13 protein-coding genes are annotated in these 15,688 nt (G+C 65.6%); 3 read left to right on the forward strand and 10 right to left on the reverse strand.

Annotated features, from left to right (window positions below):
- Window positions 1–10: 10 nt before the first annotated feature.
- Together dprA and ACL58G_RS31740 are read right to left on the reverse strand one after the other, a co-directional pair.
- Entirely contained in the window at window positions 11–1,258 is a 1,248-nt protein-coding gene (gene dprA / locus ACL58G_RS31735; RefSeq protein ID WP_413386650.1) for a DNA-processing protein DprA, read from the reverse strand.
- 7 nt (window positions 1,259–1,265) lie between these two features.
- Complete coding sequence (locus ACL58G_RS31740; RefSeq protein ID WP_440964517.1) at window positions 1,266–2,381, reverse strand: LysM peptidoglycan-binding domain-containing protein; 1,116 nt, start codon at window positions 2,379–2,381, stop codon at window positions 1,266–1,268.
- A gap of 252 nt (window positions 2,382–2,633) precedes the next feature.
- Between ACL58G_RS31740 and def the strand changes: the two genes are divergently transcribed.
- Together def and fmt are read left to right on the forward strand one after the other, a co-directional pair.
- Window positions 2,634–3,161, forward strand: coding sequence for a peptide deformylase (gene def, locus ACL58G_RS31745; protein WP_413337622.1), 528 nt, complete (start codon window positions 2,634–2,636; stop codon window positions 3,159–3,161).
- 11 nt (window positions 3,162–3,172) lie between these two features.
- Window positions 3,173–4,120: a methionyl-tRNA formyltransferase gene (gene fmt / locus ACL58G_RS31750; protein WP_440964520.1), complete on the forward strand. Its 948-nt coding sequence runs from the start codon at window positions 3,173–3,175 to the stop codon at window positions 4,118–4,120.
- Window positions 4,121–4,279: 159 nt separating this feature from the next.
- Here the strand turns inward: fmt and ACL58G_RS31755 are convergent, their stop codons facing one another.
- Window positions 4,280–4,513: a BrnA antitoxin family protein gene (locus ACL58G_RS31755; protein WP_413337623.1), complete on the reverse strand. Its 234-nt coding sequence runs from the start codon at window positions 4,511–4,513 to the stop codon at window positions 4,280–4,282.
- A gap of 350 nt (window positions 4,514–4,863) precedes the next feature.
- Here ACL58G_RS31755 and metH point away from each other — a divergent pair, with 350 nt between their 5' ends.
- Window positions 4,864–8,619 (forward strand): methionine synthase, encoded by a 3,756-nt coding sequence (gene metH / locus ACL58G_RS31760; RefSeq protein ID WP_440968176.1) that lies wholly within the window; start codon window positions 4,864–4,866, stop codon window positions 8,617–8,619.
- Between the two features lie 132 nt (window positions 8,620–8,751).
- Here the strand turns inward: metH and ACL58G_RS31765 are convergent, their stop codons facing one another.
- The 7 genes from ACL58G_RS31765 to ACL58G_RS31795 form a co-directional block, all read right to left on the reverse strand.
- Window positions 8,752–10,044 carry an EAL and HDOD domain-containing protein gene (locus tag ACL58G_RS31765; RefSeq protein ID WP_440968178.1) on the reverse strand — a complete coding sequence of 431 codons (1,293 nt, stop codon included), beginning with the start codon at window positions 10,042–10,044 and terminating at the stop codon, window positions 8,752–8,754.
- Window positions 10,045–10,134: 90 nt separating this feature from the next.
- Window positions 10,135–10,902, reverse strand: coding sequence for a class II glutamine amidotransferase (locus tag ACL58G_RS31770; protein ID WP_440964522.1), 768 nt, complete (start codon window positions 10,900–10,902; stop codon window positions 10,135–10,137).
- Window positions 10,903–11,054: 152 nt separating this feature from the next.
- Window positions 11,055–11,312, reverse strand: coding sequence for a BTH_I0359 family protein (locus ACL58G_RS31775; protein WP_036235350.1), 258 nt, complete (start codon window positions 11,310–11,312; stop codon window positions 11,055–11,057).
- A 169-nt stretch (window positions 11,313–11,481) separates the two neighbouring features.
- Window positions 11,482–11,889, reverse strand: a complete 408-nt coding sequence (locus ACL58G_RS31780; protein ID WP_413337626.1) for a GTPase — start codon at window positions 11,887–11,889, stop codon at window positions 11,482–11,484.
- Entirely contained in the window at window positions 11,879–12,631 is a 753-nt protein-coding gene (locus tag ACL58G_RS31785) for a response regulator (RefSeq protein WP_413337627.1), read from the reverse strand. The genes ACL58G_RS31780 and ACL58G_RS31785 overlap by 11 nt, the downstream gene beginning before the upstream one ends.
- 178 nt (window positions 12,632–12,809) lie before the next feature.
- Window positions 12,810–15,098, reverse strand: coding sequence for an ATP-binding protein (locus ACL58G_RS31790; protein WP_440964525.1), 2,289 nt, complete (start codon window positions 15,096–15,098; stop codon window positions 12,810–12,812).
- A gap of 3 nt (window positions 15,099–15,101) precedes the next feature.
- Complete coding sequence (locus tag ACL58G_RS31795; protein WP_413344664.1) at window positions 15,102–15,665, reverse strand: DUF4390 domain-containing protein; 564 nt, start codon at window positions 15,663–15,665, stop codon at window positions 15,102–15,104.
- Window positions 15,666–15,688: the final 23 nt, after the last annotated feature.

Below are 15,688 nucleotides of genomic sequence, written 5' to 3' on the forward strand. Positions count from 1 at the left end.
CACAAGTGCGTCACGAACTCCACTTCCACCCGGAATCATCATCGTTGTTTATCGGCCTTATCGGCTTTGCCAGCCGTGTTCCGTGCATTATCGTCTGGATGAGGCCTCCCGGCAGCCGTTCGAGTCGCCCCGACAACTCCAGCACGAGCAGGCGCGCGGCCAGTTCTCCCGGGCTACAGCCGAGGCGCGCCAGCAATATGTCGGGTTCGACGGGGTCGTGGCCGAGGGCGTCCAGCAGCGCGGCGTCCGCCGGTGCGCTGGGATGCCCGGCGGCACTGTTATCGATCTTGGTATCTGTTAACGACATATCTGGCGGGGGTAGCCGGGCCGCTTGCCGGGCCACCAGCGGCGACAGCGCGAGCGCTTCCAGTACGTCCCGCGCCGTGTCGACGAGCTTCGCGCCTTCGCGGATCAGCATGTGGCAGCCCTTGGCCAGCGCGGCGTGGATCGAGCCGGGAATCGCGAACACGTCGCGCCCCTGCTCGGCCGCCTGGCGTGCCGTGATCAGCGAGCCGGACTGTACCGCCGCCTCGACAACGAGCACGCCGGCCGCGAGGCCGCTGATGATCCTGTTCCGTTTCGGGAAATTGCCCGGCAGGGGCGGCGTGCCGACAGGATACTCGCTGACGATGCAGCCTTCGTGCGCGATGCGCTCGCACAGGTCGCGGTTGCGGGCGGGATAGGCAATGTCCGCCCCGGTGCCGACGACGGCGACCGTCCCGCCGCAGCGGCGCAGCGCGCCCTCGTGCGCGGCCGCGTCGATGCCGAGCGCGAGGCCGGACACGATGCACAGGCCGGCACCGGACAACGCTTCCGCGAACGCCAGCGCATTCGCCCTGCCCTGCGCGCTGGCATTGCGGCTGCCGACGATCGCCAGGCACGGTCCATCCAGCACCTGGGGCAGCCCTCTAATATAAAGAAGCAAAGGCGGATCGGGGATCCGGGCCAGCAGGTCGGGATAGCCGGGCTCGCCCAGCGCGACGGCGTGGTGGCCGGGCAGCGCAAGCCAGTCCAGCGTGGCATCGAGCAGTTTGCGGGTGGCATCGGACGGCGGTTGCAGCAGCGCGTGCGCCTGGGCCGCGTTCACGTGGGCGGCCAGTGCCGAATAGTCGGCGGCGAACACCGCGTCCGGGCTGCCGAACGCGTCCAGCAGCACGGCGGCCGTGCGCGGGCCGATGCCGGCGGTGCGCTCCAGGCGGAGCCAGGCTGCCAGGGAAGAGGATCGTGCAGGCGCTGCGGAAAGGTCCGTGTCCTGCACGGTGGATTCACTCCGGTGATCGTGCGACGTCGCCGACCTGCACCGGCTGCGTCACCTGCATGACCAGTCCGTAAGAGACGTGGTCGAAAACCCGGAAGATGAACAGGTCGCCGTATTGCTCGTCCGGGAGCCTCAGTTTCGCCTTGCCGAACCCAAGGAAACCTTTGCTTTCCGGGTCCGTCACGGTCTGCCCGAGATGATAAAGCTGCAGCACGGCGCCGACATCGAGTCCGTCAAACGTGCCCCGGTTGACAGTCACCACCTGGTTCTGCGACGCGTAATTCGATTCGGACGCGAGCGCCATCACGCGCGCCGCCACCGGCCGCGCGGGCGCGTGCGGGACATAGTTGCGCACCGGCGTGGGCGGCGTCGGCAACAGACGATCGCCGACGCCCATTTCCTTCACGGAGCGGGTGACGGCGAACGTGTGGACGTCCGTGCCCGGCCCCGCTTCCTTCACGAGGCGGGCCGTGCCGACATACGCCGCTTCGTGGGCAACGACCTTGCCGGACTCCGGATCGACCAGTTCCTTGCCCGGCCGGAAGACCTGGAAACTGGTGGCGCCGTCGAGCGCGCCGCGCACATAGACGCGGTCGCCCTCGCCCAGGTACAGCCGGTCTTCCTGCGCGGCGACAATGCGCGCGGCATTCGCCAGTGCCTGCGCCTCGACGACGAGCGGCTGGGTCAGGAACGGTTCGATCGCGCCGGCGGGAATCGCGGGCACGGCATTGTCCTGGCCAAGGTTTTCCGTGCGCAATTGCGGTGAGAGACGCACGAGGGGCGGCTGGCCGGCATCCGTGTCGCTGCCCGGCTTGTTCAGGGTCAGGCGGCCGCGGGCGCGGTCGAAATAGACGACCTGGCCCGGATAGATCCAGTGCGGATTGCGGATCTCGTCGCGGTTCATGCCCCACACCTGGGGCCAGCACCACGGGTGCTCGAGGAAGGCGCCGGAAATGTCCCACAGGGTATCGCCCTTGACGACGACGTGCTGGTCAGGGGCATTCGGGCGGAACGCGCAATTCGTGGCGGCCTGCGCGGAACCGGCGGCGCTGGAGACGAAAAGGGCCGCGGCGGCGGCGCGGATCGCGAGCGACCGGGCAACGCCTGTGCTAAAATTTTTCATTGGAGAGTCCGTAAAGTGCCGTATCGACACGGGTGCTACGCCACCTCGGCCGGCAACAACGCAGGAACCAGACGACTCTTCGACCGCGCAGCGGATCATGAAGGGTCGCAATAGTTGCCTTACTGAATCAAATTCTGCCGAGAAATCCCTGAACTAGCAAGACAAACCGCACCCGGCAGCGGGGGCGGCGTGTTGCGTTTATGCCCGCGCGGCCCAATATACCGATTACTGATTGATTTCGAATACACAGCCATGGCCTTACTGAACATTCTCCGCTACCCCGACCCGCGCCTGCACAAGGTTGCCAAGCCGGTCACCGAATTCGGCGACCGCCTCCACACGCTGGTGGCGGACATGGCCGAGACCATGTACGACGCCCCGGGCGTGGGCCTGGCCGCCACGCAGGTCGACGTGCACGAGCGCGTCGTCGTCATCGACGTGACCGAGACCAAGGACAACCTGCTGGTCTTCGTCAACCCGGAAATCGTCTGGTCCAGCCCGGACAAGCAGGTCTATGACGAAGGCTGCCTGTCCGTGCCGGGCATCTATGACGGCGTCGAGCGTCCGTCGCGCGTAAAAGTGCGCGCCGTCGACCAGTTCAACAAGCCGTTCGAGCTCGAGGCCGACGGCCTGCTGGCCGTGTGCATCCAGCACGAACTGGACCACTTGATGGGCAAGGTCTTCGTGGAATACCTGTCGCCGCTGAAGCGCAACCGCATCAAGACGAAGCTGCAGAAGGAAGAACGCGACATGCAGCGCTCGTCCGCCCGCCGCGCATGAGCAGGGAGAAAATGCGGGTCGTCTTCGCCGGCACGCCGGAATTCGCCGCCGTCGCCCTGCGCGCCCTGCTCGACGCGGGATTCAATGTCCCGCTCGTGCTGACCCAGCCGGACCGCCCGGCCGGCCGCGGCATGCAGTTGCAGGCGTCCGCCGTGAAGCAGGTCGCCGTCGCGCACGGTATCGACGTCTTGCAGCCGCTGTCGCTGCGCATGGATGCGAAGGATCCGCAACGCGCGGCCGAAGCGAAGGCCGCGCACGAGCGCCTGCTGGCCACGGAGTACGACGTGATGGTCGTCGCGGCCTACGGCCTGATCCTGCCCCGCTCCACGCTGGACATCAAGCCGTGTATCAATATCCACGGCTCCATCCTGCCCCGCTGGCGCGGCGCCGCCCCGATCCACCGCGCGATCGAAGCGGGCGATGCCGAGACGGGCGTCACGATCATGGAGATGGAAGAAGGCCTGGACACGGGCCCGATGCTGCTGATCGAGCGCATCGCCATCGGCGCTACCGACACGACCGGCAGCCTGCACGACAAGCTGGCCGCGCTCGGTGGCCGCATGATCGTCGAAGCTCTGCAGAAAATGGCGCAGGGGCAACTGGAAGCCGTCCCCCAGCCGCAAGACGGCGTGACCTATGCGGCCAAGATCGGCAAGGAAGAAGCGAAGCTGGACTGGACGCTGCCCGCCGTCGAGCTGGCGCGCAAGGTGCGTGCGTTCAACCCGTTCCCGGGCGCGCATGGCCAGGCGGGCGCGACCACGATCAAGATCTGGAACGCCCAACCGGCGGACGGTCACGGCCAGCCGGGCCAGGTGCTGCAGGCGGATGCGCAGGGCATCGTCGTCGCGTGCGGTACCGGTGCGTTGCGCCTGGCCGAGTTGCAAAAGCCGGGCGGCAAGCGCCTGGCGGCGGGCGAGTTCCTGAAAGGCTTTTCGTTCGACGGGCTCGCGTTCGCGTAACAACCTGCAGCAATAATGAAGAAGGGCATCAACCGGTTCGCGCCGGGTGATGCCCTTTTTGCTTTCTGTCGGATGGCATGCCGTTCCGGCATCAGGTCTGCAAATCAGGTCTGCAAATGAGCGGAGCGCTGTGCCCCGACCATCAGGACATGAGAGGAATCAGTGCTGCTCGCCCTGAGCACGCACGCGATTCGCTTCCATGTATTCACGCAGGACCTGGTTGATGCGGGTCTGGTAGCCGGGGCCAGCCGACTTGAACCATTCCAGCATGTCCACATCCAGGCGGATGGTGACGATTTGTTTCACGCCGGCGACAGCGTGGGTCTTGGCCGGGGTGTTGTCTTCGTTGCGGACTGCCGACTGGTCCCACTCAGGCTCATATTCTTTATTCATTTGCAATTCTTCCCATTTTGGCGGCGGAGCGACGGTCCGCACTTTCCGTTGATTGGACTGATACAGATCAATGAAACCGCGCCAGCGGCGGTCTCAATGGGATTTATTGTCACCTCTGTATGTATCCGGGAAATTGCTAATATGGGACAATTTGTATCCCAATGTAACAATACGACGGTTGAAACAATACGTTACAAGCGTCTTTACATTCGCGTCCGATTTCGAGCGAACCGTAGCCCTTGGGCCGCACCAGGAACAAACTCGGCCAGTAACGGTATAATCACAGACCAGCCTCATATTTATCCAGCCGCTCTCAGGAAAGCCCTACGATGAACACCGCCGCCCACGCCATGTCCCCCGTCGAAGCCCAGCTGCGCGAAGCCCTCGCCCAACGCATCATGATCCTGGACGGCGCGATGGGCACGATCATCCAGCAATACAAGCTCGACGAACAAGCCTACCGCGGTGGCCCGACGGGCCGCTTCATCGATTTCGCCGCACCGGCCGACAGTGGAGCACGCGAGCTGTTCGTCAAGGGCAATAACGAATTGCTGAACCTGACGCAGCCGCAGATCATCCAGGAAATCCACGAACGCTACCTGGCCGCCGGCGCCGACATCATCGAGACGAACACGTTCGGCGCCACCAGCGTCGCCCAGGACGACTACCACATGGCCCACCTCGTGCGCGAGATGAACGTGGCAGCCGCGAAGCTCGCCCGTGCCGCCTGCGTGAAATACTCGACGCCGGACAAGCCCCGCTACGCCGCCGGCGCCCTCGGCCCGACGCCGAAGACGGCCTCCATTTCGCCGGACGTGAACGACCCGGCCGCGCGCAACGTGACGTTCGACCAGCTCGTGACGGCGTATTACGAACAGGTCGATGCGCTCGTCGAGGGCGGCGTCGACCTGCTGCTCGTCGAGACCATCTTCGACACGCTGAACTGCAAGGCCGCGCTGTTCGCCATCGACCAGTACTTCACCGAGCATCCGGAAACGCCGCGCGTGCCGCTGATGATCTCCGGCACCGTCACCGACGCGTCGGGCCGCATCCTGTCCGGCCAGACCGTGTCCGCGTTCTGGAATTCCGTGCGCCACGCGAAGCCGCTGACGATCGGCCTGAACTGCGCGCTGGGCGCCGCCCTGATGCGCCCGTACGCCGAAGAACTCTCCCAGATCGCCGATACGTTCGTCTGCATCTATCCGAACGCCGGCCTGCCCAACCCGATGAGCGACACGGGCTTCGACGAACTGCCGTCCGACACCTCGGCCCTGCTGCGCGAATTCGCCGACGCCGGCTTCGTCAACATCGCCGGCGGCTGCTGCGGCACGACGCCGGAACACATCCAGGCCATCGGCGAGCTGCTGAAGGACTGCCCGCCGCGCACCGTGCCCGAGATCCCCGTCGCGCTGCGCCTGTCCGGCCTGGAGCCGTTCGTCGTCGACGACACCTCGCTGTTCGTCAACGTCGGCGAGCGCACCAACGTCACGGGCTCGAAGGCGTTCGCGCGCATGATCCTGAACGAGCAGTTCGACGAGGCGCTGTCCGTCGCGCGCCAGCAGGTCGAGAACGGCGCCCAGGTCATCGACATCAACATGGACGAGGCGATGCTCGATTCGCAGGCCGCGATGACGCGCTTCCTGAACCTGATCGCATCGGAACCCGACATCTCGCGCGTGCCGATCATGATCGACTCCTCCAAATGGAGCGTGATCGAGGCCGGCCTGAAATGCGTGCAGGGCAAGGCCATCGTGAACTCCATCTCGATGAAGGAAGGCGAAGAAGAATTCCTGCGCCAGGCCTCGCTGTGCCGCCGCTACGGCGCCGCCGTCATCGTGATGGCCTTCGACGAGAAGGGCCAGGCCGACACGTTCGAGCGCAAGATCGAGATCTGCGCGCGCGCGTACAAGGTATTGACAGAGCGAGTGGGCTTCCCGCCGGAAGACATCATCTTCGACCCGAACATCTTCGCGATCGCCACCGGCATCGAGGAGCACGACAACTACGCCGTCGACTTCATCAACGCCACGCGCTGGATCCGCGAGCACCTGCCGTACGCGAAGGTGTCGGGCGGGGTCTCCAACGTGTCGTTCTCGTTCCGCGGCAACGACCCGGCCCGTGAAGCGATCCACACCGTGTTCCTGTACCACGCCATCAAGGCCGGCATGACGATGGGTATCGTCAACGCGGGCATGGTCGGCGTGTACGACGATCTCGATCCGATACTCCGCGAGCGCGTGGAAGACGTGGTGCTGAACCGCCGTCCAGATGCCACCGAGCGCATGATCGAATTCGCCGGCACCCTGAAGGCCGGCGGCGCGAAGCAGGAACAGAACCTCGAGTGGCGCAACGCGCCCGTCGGCAAGCGCCTGTCGCACGCGCTCGTGCACGGCATCACGCAGTGGATCGTCGAGGACACGGAAGAAGCGCGCCAGCAGATCGCCGCGGAAGGCGGCCGTCCGATCCAGGTGATCGAAGGCCCGCTGATGGACGGCATGAACGTCGTCGGCGACCTGTTCGGCCAGGGCAAGATGTTCCTGCCGCAGGTCGTGAAATCGGCGCGCGTGATGAAGCAGGCCGTGGCCCACCTGATCCCGTTCATCGAGGAAGAAAAGGCGGCGGAAGAAGCGCGCACTGGCATCGTCGCGAAACCGAAGGGCAAGATGGTGATCGCCACGGTGAAAGGCGACGTGCACGACATCGGCAAGAACATCGTCTCCGTGGTCCTGCAATGTAATAACTTCGAGATCGTCAACATGGGCGTCATGGTGCCCGCGTCCGAGATCCTCGCGAAAGCGAAGGCGGAGAACGCGGACATCATCGGCCTGTCCGGCCTGATCACGCCGTCGCTCGAAGAGATGGCCCACGTCGCGCGCGAGATGCAGCGCGACCCGTGGTTCCGCGACCGCCGCATTCCGCTGCTGATCGGCGGCGCGACGACGAGCCGCGCGCACACCGCCGTCAAGATCGCGCCGCACTACGAAGGCCCGGTCGTGTACGTGCCGGACGCATCGCGCTCCGTCTCCGTCGGCCAGTCGCTCGTGACCGTGGATACGCGCGACGGCTACGTCGCCGAGATCGCCGAGGACTACCAGCGCATCCGCGAACAGCACGCGAACAAGAAGGCGCTGCCGATGGTGAGCCTGGAGCAGGCGCGCGCCAACAAGGCGCAGCTCGCGTTTTCGCCCGTGAAGCCGAAGTTCGTCGGCCGCCGCGTCTTCAAGAACGTCGACCTGGGTACCCTCGCACGCTACATCGACTGGGGCCCGTTCTTCCAGACCTGGGACCTGGCCGGCCCGTACCCCGCGATCCTGACGGACGAGGTGGTGGGCGAAGCGGCGGCGAAGGTGTTCGAGGAAGGCCAGGCGATGCTGAAGAAGATCATCGACGGCCGCTGGCTCACCGCGAACGGCGCCATCGCGCTGCTCCCGGCGAACACCGTGGGCGACGACGACATCGAGATCTACACGGACGACACCCGCAGCGAAGTCGCCTTCACCTACTACGGCCTGCGCCAGCAGGGCGTCAAGCCCGTCGTCGACGGCGTGCAGCGTCCGAACCAGTGCCTGGCCGACTTCATCGCGCCGAAATCGTCCGGCATCGCCGACTACATCGGCATGTTCGCCGTGACCGCGGGCATCGGTGCCGAGAAGATCGAGAAGCGCTTCGAGGCCGAGGGCGACGACTACTCGTCGATCATGGTCAAGGCCCTGGCCGACCGCCTGGCCGAAGCCTTCGCCGAATACATGCACGAGCGCGTCCGCACGGACCTGTGGGGTTATGTCGCGGACGAGAAGCTGTCGAACGAGGCCCTGATCAAGGAAGAATACGTGGGCATCCGTCCGGCGCCGGGCTATCCGGCATGCCCTGAGCACACCGTCAAGGCGGACCTGTTCAAGACCCTGCAGGCCGACGAGATCGGGATGCAGCTGACGGAATCGTTCGCGATGTATCCGGGAGCCGCCGTGTCGGGCTTCTACTTCTCGCATCCGGAATCGAAGTATTTCGTGGTCGGCAAGATCGGGCAGGATCAGCTCGAGGACATGGCCAAACGCCGCGGCATCGCCAAGGACGAGTTGGAACGCTATCTCGCGCCGAATCTCTGATCGAACTGCGCGTGGGCACGGGTGGGGCCCCCCCCCCCACCCTGCCGTGGCCCGATGCGTAGAGTGGGCTCCCCGAGCCCACGCGTATTCAGCCGCGACGAGGCCGCGACGGTGCGGCTACATCAAGCTGGTTCAGATGGCGTAACGAACCACGGAATCACTCCACTGGAATGCCGACATCTCCAACTCGATCATGTCGTCGCCCGAGATCTGCAGTTCCTTCAAGGTGGGCAGCACGAGTTCCGTGTTTTCGTCGGCCTGCTCGATGCTCTCGGAGAGCTTGAGCAGCTCGCCGAAGAAACCGGCGCGGCCCACGAGGGCTTGCCGCACTTCGTCGCTGACGGGGATTTGTTCGACGATCTCGGTCATCGGGATGCCAAACAGGACGTCCATCAGCGACATGATGCCGACCGTGAACGCGATGTCCGCGACGGCCCGCTGGCCGGGACGCAGGCGCTGGGCCAGCAGCTCCATCAGGCGGCCGCGCGTCGTGGCCAGCATCAGCAACGGCGTCTGGTTGTGGCCGCGCGTGGCCGGCTCCGCATACAACATGATCTGCAGCCAGCGCTGCAGCTGGCGCCGGCCCAGCACGAGCAGGGCCTGGCTGACGGAATCGATGCGCTGCGTCGCGCCCACGGCCGGCGTGTTCACGAGGCGCAGCAGGTTCAGCGCGAGCGTCACGTCGCGCTTGACGGCCTTTTCGATGGCGGCATTGTCCGCGTCCGACATCACGAGGTTCATCAGGTCGACGACGGCCAGCTGCGACGGCGACAGCTTGCGGCCGCCCAGCACGGACGGACGCGCGAAATAATAGCCCTGGAAGTAGTCGAAGCCGAGGTTCATCGCGGCCTGGTAGGTGTCGCGCGTCTCGACCTTTTCCGCGACCACGGTCTTTTCCATGCCGTGCAGGCGGCGCACGAGGTTCGGCAGCTGCGCGGGCGGCACGCTGCGCAGGTCCAGCTTGACGAAGGCGGCCAGCGGCAGCAGGCGTTGCAGGCGCAGGCTGTCGCCGTCGACGCCGTCCAGCGCGAAGCGGAAGCCGTGGCCCTCGAGCGCGCGCATGCGCGCCAGCAGGTCGTCGTCCGGCACGACGTCGGACACGATCTCGAGGATCGTCCGGTCGCGCGGCAGGAAGGCGAAGATGTCGCTCGCGAGGACTTCGGCATCCACGTTCAGGAAGCAGGTGGCGTCGCCGATCGCGCGCGCGAGGCCCAGTTGCGCCGCATGGGCGATCACGGCGGCCGTCGCGGACAGGCCGGTCTCGTCGGCCTCGCCCTGGCGCGCGCTGGTGCCCGCGCCTCGGAACAGCAGCTCGTAGCCGTACAGGGCCTGGTTGCGGTCGAGAACGGGCTGGCGCCCCAGGTAGAAGTCACGCACGCGCAGGGGATAGTTCGCGTGGTCCAGGCTCGCGGCGGTATCGGTCATCATGGACTCTTGTAGCAGGGGAACGTAGCTACTTTAACGCATTCCGCCGCCCGGTGACTATGTGAAAATGATTTCCTGTAAAAAACTTTGTCAGGATTGCGGCAGGCCGTCCACGAAAACCTTCAGTTCACCCGGCGCGAATTCCGTCCACGTTTCGTTGGTCGTGAGCGGCGTCGTGACGATGATGGCCACGCGGTCATTCGGCGTCGTCACCTGGGAAAAATCGACGGACAGGTCTTCGTCGGCGAGGCAGGCGGCCGTGAACGGATACTTGCGCACGACGTAGCACAGCTTCGTCGAGCAGTGCGCGAACAGCGCCGTGCCGTCGGACAGCATCATGTTGAACGTGCCGTGGCGGGCAATGATGGCGACGAGGTCGGCGATGGCGGCGCGCAGCACGGGCATGGCGGGGGGCGTGGCGCCGAAGCGCTCGCGCAATTGCTGCAGCAGGAAGCAGAAGGCCCGCTCGCTGTCGGTATTGCCGACCGGGCGGTACGGCCCGTCGAGGACGGGCTCGAACCCCTTGAGGTCGCCGTTGTGGGCGAACACCCAGTAGCGGCCCCACATCTCGCGCACGAACGGATGGCAGTTTTCCAGCGCCACCTGGCCCTGCGTGGCCTTGCGGATGTGGGCGATGACGTTCAGCGACTTGATCGGGTAATGCTTGATCAGTTCCGCGATCGGCGACGCGATGGCGGCCTGGTGATCGACGAAATGGCGCACGCCGGATCCCTCGAAGAACGCAATGCCCCAGCCGTCGTGGTGCGTGTCCGTGCGTCCGCCCCGATGGGCGAAGCCGGTGAAACTAAACACGATGTCCGTCGGGACATTGCAATTCATGGCGAGTAGCTGACACATGGGTCAAGCTTACCATGCGCGAACACAAAGCCGGTATGGGGAGAATGTGATTGGAATGCGGATGGTGCCCTGCGTCGCCGGCCCGAACAAGGCTGCGTAACGCAGGTGCGGCAGAGCAGTGGCCGGACGTCCTGTCCGGCCCGGGGGGAGACTCAGTGCAGGACGACGGGCTGGCTCATGAGGGTATCGTACGAACCCAGGAAATCGTCGATTTCCTCCATGGTCGGCTCGCTCGCGATCAGGTTGTTGACATCTCGCCGGAACGCTTGCGCCAGTTTGCCGCCGATGAACGCCTCGCGCCGGCCGGACTTGTCGACGATCTCGTAGCCGCCGAAGCGCAGGGCCTCGAGGTTGTGATCGACGCCAAATTCGACAACGCTGTACTGTTCGCTGTTATAGATCATGTTCATGATGACTCCTTCACTCGATCAGATGGGTGCAAGGGCCGCCCGGCGGCGGACGGCTCTTTGCTGGCCTTTCCACTTTCGTTCCACTTCAACTACGAGGTGGGGCCACGACGAACCGAATTCAAGAACCTCTACAACTTGTTACGAATGCCATCAACACGCTGCGGAAGATTCAGGCCTTCAGGTCGGAAGTCAGCCGTAACAGCTGATCGTATGGCTCGGACTGCAACCACGATCGCAACTGATCAAGATGCCCGCTGTCCGCGACACCGATGAAGATACGGCGGGGTCGTTGGCGCAGCAGTCGATTCAATGTTACACGCAAAACGAGATTGCCGGTGCAGCACAGGCAACCGGGCGCGATCCGCGCAAGCGTCTGCCCGGGAGGAAGGTCGTCGAGGGGGGAACTGCCGGACGCGAGGCCTTCAAGGACGATGGCCTGCGAGATGGGATGCACCCGGTCTTCATGCAGATCGGAAAGGTGGGCGGCGATGGCCGCTTCGCGCGCGGCGGCGCCGGGACCGGTGACGAGCGTCAGGACGGTGCGTGCATCGTCCTGGTCGCCGGGATTACTGTGCACTCTTCTTGCCCAGCTTGCCCGGTTCGACGCCGAGCTGCTTGAGCTTGCGATACAGGTGGGTCCGTTCCAGGCCCGTCTTTTCGGCCACGCGCGTCATGGACCCGCCTTCGCGGCCCAGGTGGTGTTCGAAGTACATACGCTCGAAGGCGTCGCGCGCCTCGCGCAGCGGCAGGTCGAACGACAGCGTGTAGCCGTGCGCATGCGCCTCGCCGTTGCTGACCGGACGGGCCATGCCCATCGACGCCCCCATCGCCCCGCCCTGCGGCTGCGGTGCATACATCGGCTGCGCGACGGCGCTCGGCTCCGGCACGGGCGCGGAGACGGAGGCGACGGTCGCCATCGGACGCGGCGCGATCGCCGGGGCGCGCGCCACTTCCTGGCCGCGCTGCAGGCCCTGCTGCACCGCTTTCAACAGTTTTTGCAGGGCGATCGGTTTTTCCAGGAAATTGAGGGCGCCGATGCGGGTCGCTTCCACGGCGGTGTCGATGGTGGCGTGGCCGGACATCATGATGACCGGCATCGTCAACAGGCCGTCGCGCTGCCACTCCTTGAGGAGGGTGACGCCGTCGGTATCGGGCATCCAGATGTCGAGCAGCACCAGGTCGGGGGTGCCCTGCTGGCGCGCCTGGCGGGCCTGCTGCGCGTTTTCCGCCAGCTGGACCGCGTGTCCCTCGTCGCCAAGGATTTCCGAGAGCAGCTCGCGGATGCCCATTTCATCGTCAACTACGAGTATGTTCGCCATCTTGTTATGCCTTTTATGATCTGACTCTCTCCGTGCACGTCGAAAAACCTACTGCGCGTTGCACTGCGGTCCTGCGATGCTCGCTGTACTTTCGTACAGCTGCGCTTCTCGAACCGCATTGCGGCCGCTCGCGACGGTTTTTCGAGGCGCCCGTTCCAGCCAAGATTTTATGCGCGATTCACGCTTCGGCCAAGTTCGCCTCTGGCGCTAACTTTAACAGCAAAATCGATACCGAAGCGCCACTTCCGTCGGCGCGGTTGGCGACGTCGATCCGGCCGCCATGTTCGTCGACGATCTTCTTGACCATCGGCAGGCCCAGGCCGGTGCCGCGCGCCTTCGACGTGACGTACGGTTCGAAAGCCCGCGACAGGATCTTCGACGCGAAACCGGGCCCGTTGTCGACGATCGCCAGGCGCACCGCGGTGCCCGTGCCGCCGTCGGCGCCGACATAGTGGATGGCTTCCGTCACGATGTCGATACGGGGCGGGTCGTCCCGCCCCGGACGGTCGGCCAGCGCGTCCTGCGCGTTCTGCAGCAGGTTGTGGATCACCTGGCGCAGCTGGGTCGCGTCGCCCATCACGCGCGGCAGGCCGGGGGCGAGCGACGGGTGGATCACGTCGGAGCCATCCTCGGACAGGTACAGGTTCAGGATCTCGTCGATCAGGTCGTTCAGGTCCAGCGGGTGCAGCACGGCCGGCGGCGTCCGCGCGTAGTCGCGGAAGTCGTCGACCATGCGCTTCATCGCGGCCACCTGGCTCACGATGGTGTCGGTGGCCTTGTTGAGGAGTGCCGCCGCATCCGGGTCGACGCGGTCGGCCAGCTTCATCTGCAGGCGTTCGGCCGACAGCTGGATCGGCGTGAGCGGGTTCTTGATCTCGTGCGCGAGGCGGCGCGCGACCTCGCCCCAGGCGACCGAACGCTGGGCCGAGATCACGTCGGAGATGTCGTCGAACACGACGATGAAGCCGCTGCCCGCCCCCACCGGCAGGCGCGAGCCGCGCGCGAGCAGGGTGAGGTCGTGGTCGTCGTCGGTGCCGGGGCGGCGCGGGATCTCGATCTGCTGCTGCCAGTGCGCCCGTCCGCGCCCGCGGCCCGCGGCCGATTGCGCGCTCTGCGCCGAGAAGGCGCGCGTGACGGCGCCCGCGAACACTTCCAGCCCCTCGATGGCGTCGAGCGGACGGCCGGCCAGCGACGCGACGTCGACCGGCAGGATGCGGTGCGCGGCATCGTTCGAGTTGACGACGACGCCATCGGCATCCATCACGATCACGCCCGCCGACATGTTGGCCAGCACGGATTCCAGGTGGGCCTTGGCGCTTTCCAGCGCGGCGCGGTTGCGTTCGACGGCGGAGCGCGCTTCGAACAGCTGGCCCGTCATCGCATTGAACGATTGCGTGAGCGTGCCCAGTTCGTCGTTCGTCTCGACGATCGGGCGCGGCGACAGGTCGCCTTCCGCGACGGCGCGCGTGCCCTCGGCCAGCACGAGCAGCGGCTGCGCGAGGTTGCCGGCGATGAGGAACGACGCGCCGATGGCGGAAAAGATCGCGAGCAGCAGGGTCAGGGTGAGCTCGCCGACATACATCTTGTTCAGGCCGCGGCGCGCCGCGAAGCGCTCCTGGTATTCGCGGTAGGCGGTGCGCAGCACGGTGGAATTGGACGCCAGGTTGACGGGCACCGACTGCGTCAATTGCAGGTAGCGCGGTTCCATGCCGGGCGGCTCCGGCACGGCCACCACGACGCGCAAGCGCAGGTCGGTGGCCGCATCGAGGGCGTTGGGCGACTCGTCGTGCGCGTCACGGAAGTCGTCGTCGATACCGCCTTCCGGACGCGCGTAACCGCCCGGCATCGCGGCCTGCTTGAGCATCTGCGGCGTGGGCAGGTCGGCGGTCTCGACGGCACGGCGGTCCTCGGTGGCGCTGGCGACCGGCTTGCCGGCCGCATTCAACAGCAGCGCGCTCTGCATGCCGTCGCTGTCGTCGAGCGCACGCATGAGGATCGTCTGGGCCTCCTGTTCGCCCTGCCCCGCCAGCGTGGCGGCAACGGTGCCCGCGTTGGCGTTCAGGTCGGCCAGCGCCTCGTCGAGGGCGGCGCGGGACAGGTTCAGGCCGGAGTCGAGCGCGGCCTCGATCTTGACGTCGAACCACGATTCGATCGAGTGCGAAACGAACTGCACCGACACCATGAACACGACGACCCCGGGCAGGATGCCGATCCCCCCGAACAGCACCATCAATCGCACCATCAGCCGCGAGCCGAACTTGCCGGCCCTATAGCGCGAATAAAGGCGCCAGAACGCGACCAGCACGAGCACGAACAGCGCGCCGGCGACGACGACGATCAGGCCGAACAGCCAGGCGAAATTGCGGGCGAAGAAGCCCGTGTTGCTGGATGCGGAGGCGAGAAGAAAAACGAGGATCGACGCGATCGCGCTGCCGATCACGAGGGCATAGCGCAGGGCCCGGATCACGGCTTACTCCGCACGGTAGGTGAAGGTCTTCTTGTGCGAGGCCAGGCGCCAGTCGGAATTATTCAGGGCATCGACCTGAAGCGGTTTCAACAGGTATTCGCGGTCCATGAACATGCGCACGGTAACGTTATAGGTCTCGCCCGGCTTCAGCGCCCCCGGCTTGGCGATCAGCCAGCGGGTCGGCCGGCGGATCGCGAGCAACGCCTCGTCGAGCGTGTCGAAATTCTGTTGGATGCTGCCGAGGGCGGACAAGTGATAGACCCGGAACAGCGGGTCGTAGTTCAGCTTGACCGTGCGGCGCGAGGAGACGGCGTGGTCGTCGGTCCACCACCAGCGCGGCCGGGTCAGTTCGATCTCGGTGGTGAACGACAGCGGCACGCCGTGCTGGATGGCCTGCTCGAGGCCGGGCGTCAGGTCGAACGAATAAGCGGCCTTCAGGCGATAGCCGTCGTCGGAGGCTTCGATGCTGGCAAAGGTGATTTCGATCCCGTCGGCCGCCTGCGCCGTTGCGCATGCGAATGCCAGCAAGAGCTGGCAGGCGATGAGGCGGAAAAATCGTACAGTCACTAGGGCCAGAGCCTTAAAAAGCG

Source organism: Massilia sp. GER05 (assembly GCF_052056005.1).
In the GTDB taxonomy this organism is placed as follows: Bacteria; Pseudomonadota; Gammaproteobacteria; order Burkholderiales; family Burkholderiaceae_D; genus Telluria; species Telluria orientalis.

What these genes read in the sequence shown, in the direction of transcription:
- ACL58G_RS31740 (WP_440964517.1), bottom strand. Translation starts at nt 2,381, where the DNA reads ATGAAAAATTTTAGCACAGGCGTTGCCCGGTCGCTCGCGATCCGCGCC.
- def (WP_413337622.1), top strand. Translation starts at nt 2,634, where the DNA reads ATGGCCTTACTGAACATTCTCCGCTACCCCGACCCGCGCCTGCACAAG.
- fmt (WP_440964520.1), top strand. Translation starts at nt 3,173, where the DNA reads ATGCGGGTCGTCTTCGCCGGCACGCCGGAATTCGCCGCCGTCGCCCTG.
- ACL58G_RS31755 (WP_413337623.1), bottom strand. Translation starts at nt 4,513, where the DNA reads ATGAATAAAGAATATGAGCCTGAGTGGGACCAGTCGGCAGTCCGCAAC.
- metH (WP_440968176.1), top strand. Translation starts at nt 4,864, where the DNA reads ATGTCCCCCGTCGAAGCCCAGCTGCGCGAAGCCCTCGCCCAACGCATC.
- ACL58G_RS31765 (WP_440968178.1), bottom strand. Translation starts at nt 10,044, where the DNA reads ATGACCGATACCGCCGCGAGCCTGGACCACGCGAACTATCCCCTGCGC.
- ACL58G_RS31770 (WP_440964522.1), bottom strand. Translation starts at nt 10,902, where the DNA reads ATGTGTCAGCTACTCGCCATGAATTGCAATGTCCCGACGGACATCGTG.
- ACL58G_RS31775 (WP_036235350.1), bottom strand. Translation starts at nt 11,312, where the DNA reads ATGAACATGATCTATAACAGCGAACAGTACAGCGTTGTCGAATTTGGC.
- ACL58G_RS31785 (WP_413337627.1), bottom strand. Translation starts at nt 12,631, where the DNA reads ATGGCGAACATACTCGTAGTTGACGATGAAATGGGCATCCGCGAGCTG.